Annotated in this window: 11 protein-coding genes; 10 read left to right on the forward strand and 1 reads right to left on the reverse strand. The window is 42.0% G+C overall.

Going from position 1 to position 11,578, the window contains the following annotated elements; translation table 11 throughout:
- Positions 1-1,338 precede the first annotated feature (1,338 nt).
- From P6709_RS07745 to P6709_RS07765, 5 genes are all read left to right on the forward strand, one after another.
- Positions 1,339-2,208, forward strand: coding sequence for a YitT family protein (locus P6709_RS07745; RefSeq protein ID WP_278240322.1), 870 nt, complete (start codon positions 1,339-1,341; stop codon positions 2,206-2,208).
- 53 nt (positions 2,209-2,261) lie between these two features.
- Positions 2,262-2,573, forward strand: a complete 312-nt coding sequence (gene cccB / locus P6709_RS07750) for a cytochrome c551 (RefSeq protein WP_278240323.1) — start codon at positions 2,262-2,264, stop codon at positions 2,571-2,573.
- Positions 2,574-2,842: 269 nt separating this feature from the next.
- Positions 2,843-3,529 (forward strand): cell division ATP-binding protein FtsE, encoded by a 687-nt coding sequence (gene ftsE / locus P6709_RS07755; RefSeq protein WP_278240324.1) that lies wholly within the window; start codon positions 2,843-2,845, stop codon positions 3,527-3,529.
- Positions 3,519-4,403 (forward strand): permease-like cell division protein FtsX, encoded by an 885-nt coding sequence (ftsX, locus tag P6709_RS07760; RefSeq protein ID WP_278240325.1) that lies wholly within the window; start codon positions 3,519-3,521, stop codon positions 4,401-4,403. Before ftsE ends, ftsX begins: the two co-directional genes overlap by 11 nt.
- A gap of 45 nt (positions 4,404-4,448) precedes the next feature.
- Positions 4,449-5,900, forward strand: a complete 1,452-nt coding sequence (locus P6709_RS07765; protein ID WP_278240326.1) for a murein hydrolase activator EnvC family protein — start codon at positions 4,449-4,451, stop codon at positions 5,898-5,900.
- A 195-nt stretch (positions 5,901-6,095) separates the two neighbouring features.
- On the opposite strand, the gene P6709_RS07770 is transcribed toward P6709_RS07765, so the two are convergent.
- Positions 6,096-6,269 carry a hypothetical protein gene (locus P6709_RS07770; protein ID WP_278240327.1) on the reverse strand — a complete coding sequence of 58 codons (174 nt, stop codon included), beginning with the start codon at positions 6,267-6,269 and terminating at the stop codon, positions 6,096-6,098.
- Between the two features lie 562 nt (positions 6,270-6,831).
- Here P6709_RS07770 and P6709_RS07775 point away from each other — a divergent pair.
- From P6709_RS07775 to P6709_RS07795, 5 genes are all read left to right on the forward strand, one after another.
- A complete protein-coding gene (locus P6709_RS07775) occupies positions 6,832-7,398 on the forward strand; it encodes a TlpA family protein disulfide reductase (protein ID WP_278240328.1) in 567 nt (188 codons plus the stop codon).
- Positions 7,399-7,471: 73 nt separating this feature from the next.
- Positions 7,472-8,899: a S41 family peptidase gene (locus tag P6709_RS07780; protein WP_278240329.1), complete on the forward strand. Its 1,428-nt coding sequence runs from the start codon at positions 7,472-7,474 to the stop codon at positions 8,897-8,899.
- 145 nt (positions 8,900-9,044) lie between these two features.
- Positions 9,045-10,238, forward strand: a complete 1,194-nt coding sequence (locus tag P6709_RS07785; protein WP_278240330.1) for a PDZ domain-containing protein — start codon at positions 9,045-9,047, stop codon at positions 10,236-10,238.
- Positions 10,239-10,385: 147 nt separating this feature from the next.
- On the forward strand, positions 10,386-11,024 hold the full coding sequence (locus P6709_RS07790; RefSeq protein ID WP_278240331.1) for an HD domain-containing protein: 639 nt from the start codon (positions 10,386-10,388) through the stop codon (positions 11,022-11,024).
- Between the two features lie 37 nt (positions 11,025-11,061).
- Positions 11,062-11,307 carry a CsbA family protein gene (locus P6709_RS07795; RefSeq protein ID WP_278240332.1) on the forward strand — a complete coding sequence of 82 codons (246 nt, stop codon included), beginning with the start codon at positions 11,062-11,064 and terminating at the stop codon, positions 11,305-11,307.
- The last annotated feature ends 271 nt before the right edge of the window (positions 11,308-11,578 follow it).

The following is an 11,578-nucleotide window of genomic DNA, read 5'->3' on the forward strand; positions in this document are numbered from 1 at the left end:
TCTGTCTCAGGATTCGCACCTCGACTGACAAGCGTTTTCAGCTAGTCTGCCTCGTTTGCATCGGTGCAGTAGCTGAAGAATTTTATTATCTTTGATACACAGAGCAGACCGCTGAGAAACGCTCGCATTCTTCGTTGCTCATCACGCCCCAGATGCTCATTGCCGGTAAAGGCAACTCCGCTCTGTGTCGAGAGTCGCGCCTTGAATGACAAGCGTTTTGGGCTAGTCTGCAGACCGCTGGCAAGCGCTCGCATTCTTCGTTGCTCACCCTGCCCCAGATGCTCATTGCCAGAGGAGGCAACTCCGCTCTGCGTTAGGGTTCGCTCCTTGACTGACAAGCGCTTTCAGCTAGTCTGCGAACGGTCTTATTTAATTATTTTATAAGTTGAGACATCTTAAGGAGATTTGATGAAATAAAGGCAAGCGCTCGCATTCTTCGTTGCTCACCCTGCCCCAGATGCTCATTGCAAGAAGAGGCAACTCCGCTCTGTGTCAGGGTTCGCTCCTTGACTGACAAGCGCTTTCAGCTAGTCTGCGAACTGTCTTATTTAATTATTTTATCAGTTGAGACATCTTAAGGAGATTTGATGAAATAAAGGCAAGCACTCACATTCTTCGTTGCTCATCCTGATCCAGATGCTCATTGCCGGTAAAGGCAAGTCCGTTCTGTCTCAAGATTTGCGCCTTGAATGACAAGCATTTTGGGCTAGTCTGCGTTGTTTGTTTTCTTATAGTTACTGATGCTTGTTCTTTCTTGAATAGGCAGAGCAGACGCTGATTATTGTGGGGGAGAGAATGAAAAAACTTAGTAACTTCATTTTAGGAGTAGTTTTTTTTATCATTTACCTTTTAATATTTAATTTTATTTGGAATCACTTCTTGCGAATTAATTCATCTATAGAAGTCTTCATTGGCAGCTTAATCGTCTTATTTTTATCGTTTGTACTTGCAATAGTCAGTGCAAATAGCCTTATTAAAGTAAATCAGAGTTAGTTTTGGAGGAGGGCTTAGCGCCGTCCCTGCTGAAAGCGCTCGCCTGAAGTGCAGTGAACCGGTTAAAAGCTGCTAATACGCTACTGCTTTTAATTGGCAAAAAGCCAGCATAACAACAGTAATTTGCCTTTTCTCCTGAAGTGAATACCGAGTTTCTTCTATTATATAGCCTTTCATGATTTGAGAGAGTTCTCATTATATGAAAGGTTATTTATTTTGAGTGAATACAGTCTTTAGTGCTTCACCACACTGCCGCTCTATTTGAATGTTATTCACATACGTGTTGGTTCATGCTATACTCTCAAACGGTGAAAAGCAAAGTTTGAAGAGAAAGGTTGCATAACGATGAAAAAAAGAAATAGAAAAAATAACCCGAGATCGACCAAAATAGATACCATTCTGGATTATCTCTATATTATCCTAGGTTCTATTTTTGTTGCGATTGCATTTAATGTATTTTTGCTTCCCAATGAAGTGGCTTCAGGCGGTGTGAGCGGAATTAGTACGATTTTGTATGGAGTATTTGATTGGAGACCGTCGCTGGTTCAACTGGCATTTAACATTCCGTTGTTTATAGCAGGGCTCGTCTTTCTCGGCTTTCAATTTGGCCTGAAAACAGCCGTTGGCTCATTCTTTCTGCCGTTTGCTGTTTTTTTAACAGAGTCCTGGGGACCTTGGACAGAAGAACCGCTGCTTGGTGCTTTGTTCGGAGGTATTGGAGTTGGCATGGGGCTTGGAGTGGTTTTCAGAGGAAAAGCTTCTACTGGAGGAACGGATTTAGCGGCTCAGATCATTCATAAATATTCAGGTTTAGGCTTAGGAACATGTGTAGCGATGATAGATGGGTTAATTGTTTTGTCCTCTGTTTTTGTGTTTGATATCGAACGTGGTTTGTACGCTTTAATCGGCTTGTATGTAACAAGTAAAACGATCGATCTTGTACAAATTGGCTTCGGCCGTTCAAAAATGCTTTACATTATTACGAACAAACAGGAAGAAATCAGTCAGGCGATCTTTGAAGAAGTGGACCGCGGCGTAACCAAATTATCTGCACATGGCGGCTATACGGATCACGAGAGGCCGATTCTGATGTGCGTAATTGATCAAACTGAATTCTCAAAGTTAAAAAATGTGGTCCGTAAAATAGATCCTAATGCGTTTGTTATTGTCAGTGATGCTGCAGAAGTGCTGGGAGAAGGATTTAAGCGGGCGTAAAATGCTATACTTGTAATATATAAAGATTTACAGCTGAAGGATGAGGTGCAGTAATGAAAAAATTAGTTTTAAGTCTTGTAATGGGATCTGCTGTTTTTCTCGCAGCGTGCGGAGGCGATTCTGAAAGCTCAGGTCCGTCCACAGAAGAAATGAATCCTGAAGAGCTTTATATGGGTAAATGCTCCAGCTGCCACGGTGGAAATCTGGAGGGATCAAGCGCCCCTGACATTTCCAGTGTCGGAGCAAGCAAATCCTATGATGAAATTCTTGATGTCATACTTGAGGGACAAGGGATGATGCCTGGCGGGATGCTGGAAGGAGAACGCGCGGAAGAAGTCGCAAAATGGCTTTCTGAGAAAAAATAGACTGGTAAATAAAGCAATCTTTTTTCTAAATTGGAAAAAGATTGTTTTTTTGTTGCAGAGAAGAAACATAAATGTAATATAAAAAACGTTAACAAACAGGTTTAAAATCGTTATACTACTCTTGTAGCGAAAAATCGAGTGTATCCTCCGTATTTTGACATTGGCTCAATTCTCCTATCCGAAATCGGAAATGCTAGGTAAATAGCCTGACAATTTACACCTCTGAGAAACCAGTAAGATCCAAATTCAAAGATTAGGTGAGTATACATATGATTCAAATGAAACAAGTTTATAAGAAGTATTCCAACGGCATCATGGCTGCAAACGGCTTTGATGTAAATATTCAGCAAGGTGAATTTGTATATGTCGTTGGACCCAGCGGCGCTGGCAAGACAACATTCATTAAAATGATGTACCGGGAAGAAAAGCCTACTAAAGGAACCATTTTAATAAACGATGTCGACATTGCGACATTAAAAGCTAAGCGTGTTCCCTATTTGCGTCGAAACATCGGCGTAGTCTTCCAGGATTTTAAACTATTAAATCAATTGACTGTCTATGAAAATATTGCTTTTGCTTTAGAAGTAATAGAAGAGCATCCTAAAACAATTAAAAAGAGGGCGATGGAAGTGCTTGACCTGGTCGGGTTAAAGCATAAAGCCAGAATGATGCCCGATGAGCTTTCCGGAGGAGAACAACAGCGAATATCAATTGCGCGCTCAATTGCAAATCAGCCCAAAATTATGATTGCAGATGAGCCTACAGGTAATCTTGATCCGGAAACGTCATGGGAGATTATGAATCTTTTTGAAGAAATCAATGCAAGAGGCACGACCATCATCATGGCTACTCATAACCGTGAAATTGTCAACACGATTCGTCACCGCGTTATCGCGATCGAAAATGGTTTGATCGTTCGTGACGAGCAGCGAGGGGAGTATGGTTATGAAGGCTAGAACAATTTCAAGACATTTCAGGGAAAGCTTTAAGAGCCTCATCCGAAATGGGTGGATGACATTCGCATCCGTCAGTGCCGTCACTGTAACACTATTGCTGGTTGGCGTATTCACAGCCTTGATGCTTAACATGAATAAAGCTGCAACTGACATTGAAAACGACGTTGAGATGAACGTTTATATAGAGATTGAAGCTGATGAAGTATCTGTCAGCGCACTTGAAGATCAAATAACTGATCTCTCGGGTGTTGAATCTGTCACCTATTCGTCAAAAGAAGAAGAATTATCCAGTTTAATAGACAGCTTTGGCGATGAAATGGCGTTATTTGAGCAAAACAACCCGCTGCGGGATAAATTCATTGTTAAGGCAACCGACCCCCGGCAGACAGAACGGCTGGCGAGTCAGATTACAACCATCGAAAATATAGCGGCTGTCGAGTATGGGGAAGACAAAATCGATCAGCTTTTTGAAACATTGGAAGTCAGCCGGAATGTTGGAGCGGTTCTGATATTCGGATTACTGTTTACGGCTATGTTCTTAATATCCAACACCATTAAAATCACGATTGTAGCAAGAAGAAGAGAAATAGAGATTATGAAACTTGTAGGGGCTTCAAACTGGTTTGTAAGGTTTCCCTTCCTGCTCGAAGGAATCTGGCTCGGAATCATTGGCGCCATACTCCCGATCGCAGTCGTTTCAGTCCTTTACTATAATGTGTATGAATTCATGGAGCCACGGTTGGAAAATTCATTTATCCAGATACTAGAGTTTACACCATTTATCTATCAAATAAACGCTCTTATTCTATTAATGGGTGTAGTCATTGGCATGTGGGGAAGCTTTATGTCTGTCCGAAAGTTTTTGAAAGTTTAAGAGCAAACATAAAAATAGAGGGTAAAGTTGAAGGGAGAACGTATTGTGAAAAAGTCATTTCTGAGCTTGTCAATTACAGCAGCACTTATAGCAGGCAGTATTCCGGCATTTGGCGGAACAGCTTCTGCAGAAACAATGGACGATTTAAAAAATAAACAAAACGATATTCAGCAGGAAAGAGAAAATGTAGGCGGGGAAATTTCTTCTAAAAATAAAAATATAGAAAAAGTGATCTCAAAGCAGGAAGAAATCACTGCACAGATCAAAGAACTGGATGCTGAAATTGCAGAAACCAACAATGCAATTGAAAAGGTCAGCGGAGAGATCGATGATACAAATGCTCATATTGAAGAGCTTCGCGAAGAGATTGAAACACTAAAGAAAAAAATTGCTGAGCGTACAGCACTATTGGAAGAGCGTGCACGTGCGATTCAAATCAGCGGCGGCGATGTAAGCTATATGGATGTACTTCTTGGAGCAGAGAGCTTCAGCGACTTTATTGACCGGTTCTCAGCCGTTAATACATTAGTAGATGCTGACCGTCAGATTATGGAAGAACAGCGCAATGATCAGGAAGCACTTGAGCAAAAAGAAGCAGAAGTGAAAGACCAGCTTGCTTCACTTGAAAGCAAAAAAGCAGAGTTGGACGGGCTTAAATCAAGTCTTTCCGCACAAAAAGAGGATAAAAAAGGACTTGTAGCTGAACTAGAAGCACAGCAGGCAAGTCTTGAAGAAGAAAAATCAAAGCTTGAAGATAAAGACAGCGAATTAAAAGAGCTTGAATCTGAAGTCGCTGACAGCATTGTAGCTGAACAGGAGCGTTTAGCAGAACTTGCACGCCAGAAAGAATTAGAGCGTCAAGCAGAAGAAAAACGCCAGCGTGAAGCAGCAGCAGCGGCAGCAGCGGCGGAAGAAAAAGCAGCAGCAGAACGTGCAGCAGCAGAAAAAGCAGCACAGGAAGCAGCAGCACAGGAAGCATCTGCTTCTCAAACAAGCACAGCGCCATCTCAATCTTCACAATCAACACCGTCACCAGCACCTGCGCCTGCAGCTAAGCCGGCTCCAAAGCCTGCTCCAAGTGCAGGAGCATGGACAACACCGGCATTTGGCCGTACAACATCTGAATTTGGATACGATATTCTTAATGGAAAACCTCGTATTCATTACGGAATCGATGTTGCAGCTTCACAAGGCACTTCCATCGTTTCTGCAGCAAGCGGATATGTGGTAAAAGCAAGCAGCGGTTACAACGGCGGCTACGGACAAATGGTTATTGTAACTCACAGCATCAATGGAAAAACGTTCACAACTGTATACGCTCACTTGAGCAGCATTGGGGTATCAAACGGGCAATACCTTGAAAAAGGCCAGTACATTGGAGGAATGGGGAACACAGGTTATTCATTCGGTTCTCACCTTCACTTCGAACTTCACGAAGGAAGCTGGAATGCATCTAAATCAAATGCAGTAAATCCACGTAAATATATCTCATTCTAATAAAACAAAAGACCGCCAAATTTGGCGGTCTTTTGTTTAATAGATTTATACGACCATTTCTAACCAGGTAAGCAATTAAACCATTTGAAGACCTGTGATGAGATAAATGTTAAATGCAGAAATAGGATACCGGCCTCAACTGTACGCGGAAAACTTTATACAAGTTGCCGGATAGAGAGTAATTTATATAGAAAATTATGAACTATTCTTTTCATTACCTCTGCCGATCACATTAGTTTTTACCAGAATAAAGTTTAAAAATGCCGTAAGTACGAAGGCTAAAAACAACCCAACGATGGAACCAGCATTCAGAGTATTCGTGATGATCTGCCCAATTGTTAATCCAATGACCATAATCCCGGCAAACATTGTAAGCCTCCATTTAGGATACATGTTATCTCACTCCTCCTCGTATTTTCTCAGCTCAGCGGTTGTTTTAAATGTACTTTTATCGTACTTAGTTAGTAGGTTATTCTCTAATTATCATATAAGTAAACAAAAAATAGAAAACTATTACAATTAAATTGAGAAACTTTCTATTATATGCATTATTTTACACCAGTAACCCACGCTTCTTTTATTAAATAGAAGTGCCACCTTCCTCTTCGCACACCCTTTTTTAGTTTTGTCCCAACCTCTTATTCTTTTTAGATACATTAACCTTTGACCTTTAAAAGAGAAATCCTGTCGACTGCGAACCTATGCGTAATTCTTACCAAAGACCCTTAATGCCACTCGGTAATAAAATTTTCCCCGCATTAAAAATAGTCAAGCTGTATTCAGTACTTAAAGCCGTACTCAAACCACTCATCCTACGTGCTTAGAACATATTCAGATCTAAAACACACCCTAACTTCATTTTTCATCTCTATTTTTCTTTTTCGCACGTATACTCCTATCAACACGGCTCAATCAAAAAGGAGGCAGGAGGTTGAGAAGGTGGATTCAATCTGGAACATGGGCGTTTATAATGGGAGGCTTCGGGTTTTATTTATTACTCACTAGCGGAGGGATGATGAATGAACCAGGATTTGAGAGGTACGTGGCGGTCACAAATGAACCAGTTGAAACAGCGGTCTCTCCAGCGGCAGCACCTGATTTTTCGCTGCAAGATCTACAGGGAGAAACGATCAAATTATCTGACTTACGCGGAAAAACGGTTGTAGTCAATTTTTGGACAACCTGGTGTCCGCCTTGCCACGAAGAAATCCCCGAGCTTGAAGCATTTTATTCTGAGTATGTAAAAGAAAATCCGGATGTTGTTCTTTTGGGTGTTAATTTATCAAATGAAGACCATGGGGAAGAATCAGTTAAACATTTTGTAAAAGCGAATCTAATGTCGTTTCCGATCCTGCTTGATTCGGATGGAGAAACACAAAAGAACTATCAGATCCTTACCATTCCAACCACTTACATTGTGAATAAAGAGGGTGGAATTATTAAAAAAATAATGGGTCCTGTGACAAAAGAGGAGTTAATCCAACTGGTTGAACCGTAACGGGTTGTCCTTCTATCCTTGACTGGTTTGTCATAGAGTAAGGGGAAATGATTTTTGAGGGGAGATGAAGCGCTTGAAAAAGTATAATAAGCTTCTCCTGATCGTTGTATGTATGGCGTTGGGAGCTGCTCTGTTTTTTGCTGTCGAGCATCTGGTATTAAAGAAAGGTCCGGTTCAGCAGGCAAATGAAACAGAGGTTGCTGAAACACTGGCAAAGCTGGAAAAAGCGCAGGAGTTAATTAAGAAGAGCTATGTTGAAAAAGTGGATGAGGCAAAATTGCTGGATGGAGCCATTCAGGGCATGGTGGCTTCACTGGGGGATCCCTATTCAGTCTATATGGACCGCGAAACATCCAAACAATTCGAACAATCACTTGATTCATCCTTTTCCGGGATTGGAGCAGAAGTAACAAAAGAAGGGGAGAACTTTATTATTGTAGACCGCTTTAAAGGATCTCCTGCAGAACAGGCCGGCTTGAAGCCCAATGACAAAATTAAAGCCATTGATGGAGAAAGCATCCAATCCTTAACGCTTTACGAAGTAACAGCCAAAATACGTGGTCCTAAGGGAAGCAAAGTAGTGATAGGAGTAGAAAGAGGAGACGCTGCAAAGAATCTGGACATTACTGTAACCCGTGATGAGATTCCGGTGGAAACAGTACATAGCAAACGTTTTAAGCTGGGAAGCAGCCAAATCGGCTATCTTGAAATTACCACGTTTGCTAAAGGAACAGCCGAGGATCTAAAAACCGAATTGACGAAGCTCGAAAGTGAAGGTATCAATGGATTAATTTTAGATGTAAGAGGAAACCCGGGAGGACTTTTATCCAGTGTGCATGAAGTGCTGGATGAATTTGTTACCAACAAAAAACCTTTTATGTATATAGAAGAACGAAATGGAGAACGCGAACCCCTGAGTTCAGTACTTGAGGAGAAAAAGGAGTACCCAATCGCTACATTAATTGACGGGGGAAGTGCTTCAGCAGCTGAAATTTTAGCGGCAGGGATGCAGGAAGTAGAAGGCTATCCGTTAATTGGTGAAAAAACATTTGGAAAGGGCACTGTTCAGCAATCATATGATCTGGGCGATGGCAGTCAAATGAAGCTGACGATGTCTAAATGGCTGACTCCTAATAAGAAATGGATTCATAAAGAAGGCATTCAGCCTACTCTTGAGGTGTCCCAGCCTGCAGTGTTTGAGTTGGTGCCATTGCAGTCAGCGGTGGTTCTGAAAAAAGGCATGAATGATGAGAAAATTTCTGTTCTACAAAATATTTTAAATGGTCTAGGCTATGAAGTGGACCGCACGGATGGCTACTTTAGCGGAAGCACGGAAAAAGCACTTACTGCTTTTCAAAAATCAGCCGGTCTGAAACAAAACGGTGAAGCAAACACTGCAACACTGGCTGAACTGGATAAGGCAATTCAAACCTACAAGGAAAACCCGAAGCATGACCATCAGCTTCAATCCGCCATTGAATTCCTGAGTCAGAACGAGTAAAATTTCTCATGCAAGAGTGATCTTGGTTTTGGTACAATAGGATTATCAGAATCTTCCTTCCAGAAGGACCATTTGATACTAAATGGTTCTTTTATTTACATTAGGACGAAAAATGAGTGGAAGAAGAAAGGTTGGGCTCTAAAAAATGAATGACTGGATGCAGGAAATTGGCACAGGAGCTTTAATGGGACTTATCAATCCCGTCCTCTACATAGCCATTCTCGCCGCGCTTATTGCAGGAGTGCTGAGAGTAAAGCGGGAAAGAAACGATTTGCGGGTCAGTCTGCTGCCCCCATGGCTCGAATTAAAAAGCTTTGTTGGACTGGGCATTCCAATCGGACTGGTTTTATCGGCGATGATCCTTGCAGCAGGTGTAGAAGTGTCGGTTATATGGGTTTATGCTGTTTCCGCTCTTATGGCTCTTATTATCGTAAGCTGGCAATTTAGATTATTATCACCGGCTTTATTTATGCCGGCAGCTGCCGCTGTATTATATGCCCTGTATCTATTTGAACTTCCTTTACCGGAGTGGGCAGCGCTGGAGATCCCTGAAGGACTCGGAACTATTGGCGTGGCCAGCATCGTGATGGGGCTTTTACTTCTTGCCGAAGGGCTGCTAATCCGCTGGAGCGCTGTGAAAAAAACTTCTCCACGTACAGTGCGCACCCCCAGAGGATTAAAGGCTGGAGCTTTTTTTACAAAGCGCCTATGGTTCGTGCCATTATTTTTTCTTGTTCCGGCCGGAAGTCTGGAAGCAGCAGGCGGATGGTGGCCTATTTTCACATACAATGGAACTTCCTGGGCGGTTTTTGCCGTTCCATTTATCCTTGGCTATCAATTAACCGTCGTTCATGATTTGCCGGAACAAATCATCAAACAGGCTTCGAAGGAAATTTTGTGGCTGAGTGCACTTGTTACCGTATTGGGAGTCGCTGGTTTTTGGGCGCCGTATTTATATATTGCCGCTTTTGCGGTCGCATTTGCCGGAAGAATTTTCTTAGCATTACGGACTCGATCCATTTGCAGACAATCAGGCTATTACTTTATTAATAAAGAAAAGGGAGTCATGGTAGTTGATATTATTCCAGGCACCCCGGCTGAGAAAATGGGTTTAAAACGCGGTGAAATTATTCACAAACTGAATGGAATTCTTGTGCGTGATGAACGTGATCTGTATGCGGCGCTTCAAAAAAACCGTGCTCATTGCAAACTCGAGGTCCTGGATCATCAGGGGCAGATCCGCTTTGTACAGAGGGCTCTTCACGAAGGGCAGCATCATCAGCTGGGAATTATTATGGTGGAAGATCCAATGCGTAACTTCTCCTCAGATTCTGCATGAGAGGAACGCCGTAACTTTAAGAATCCTCTACTAATAATAAAACGGGGCAGACAATATTAACTTTCAGTAAATCATCCGCTGCCGCTTGTTCAACTTTGCAGCGGGTGCTAAGATAAGCTACATACCATCATAGCAGGAGAGGATTACGTGGGTATCCATCATTACTTTAAAAGCTTATCAGATATGGAAAAATTATACCGTTGCCCCGGCAAATTTCTGTATAATGAACACACTGTGGCAGCGCACTCTTTTAAAGTGACAAAAATTGCTCAGTTTCTTGGAACTGTGGAAGAATATCATGGGAAAAAGCTTAACTGGAAATCTCTTTACGAAAAAGCATTGAACCATGATTACCCTGAAATTTTTACAGGAGACATTAAAACGCCTGTTAAATATGCATCGTCAGAACTAAACCGTTTATTCAGTGAAGTGGAAGAAGAAATGACCCACAAATTCGTTACGCAGGAATTCCCTGCAGCCTTTCAGGACATTTATCTGGAGCGCTTCAAAGAAGGAAAAGACGGCTCTCTTGAGGGCAATATTTTATCAGTAGCGGATAAAATTGATTTGATATATGAGTCATTCGGAGAAATTCAAAAAGGAAATCCTGAGCCCATTTTTCTTGAAATTTATCAGGAGGCACTCACCACCATTGTAAAATTCAATGAGATGGACTGTGTTAAATTCTTTTTGGACAATGTACTGCCGGACATGCTGGCAGAAAAGTTTATTCCGCAAAGTGAATTAAGTAAAATCACTCAAAGCCTTATTGCGGATGGAGACTGAGTTGCGTAAGATGGAATCATAGAATGAGGTGATTGACATGGGAACTAAACTATTGCTTGCACTCTTCGCCCCTGCCCTACTGGTGATCCTTTTCACCAGAGTGACCTTCAGCCGGACCATCGCCATGATTCTCACAATTGCTCTTATCGCAGCATCATCCTACAAGGGCTATGTCGGCAGCTGGATTGTCATTATTGTAGACGCAGCCTCCCTGACCCTCGGCCTCTGGTTTGTAAACAAATACATGAAGCACAATAACGAAAAAATGCGCGGCGTCTCCTGACGACGCGTTTTCTTATTGGTTTATTCTTTGTTGAAGTAAAGGGCTAAAGGGGTCTGGCCCCTTTAGCCCTTTACACCAAAACATCATTACAAAAAAGCATCCAAAATATACATGCGAATATACGTTCCCTTTTTGCTATCTTTTTGGTTTGGCTGTGTGATAAAATAGAATGAGATGTGAGTTGAGTCGATAATTTTGACGGTTTACCCTGTTTCGTTCTAGGATAAAGGGTATGAATAGAGAAGAAGGACTTGTTCGGAAAAGGGAGGCA

This window comes from Jeotgalibacillus sp. ET6 (genome assembly GCF_029667115.1).
GTDB lineage: Bacteria > Bacillota > Bacilli > Bacillales > Jeotgalibacillaceae > Jeotgalibacillus.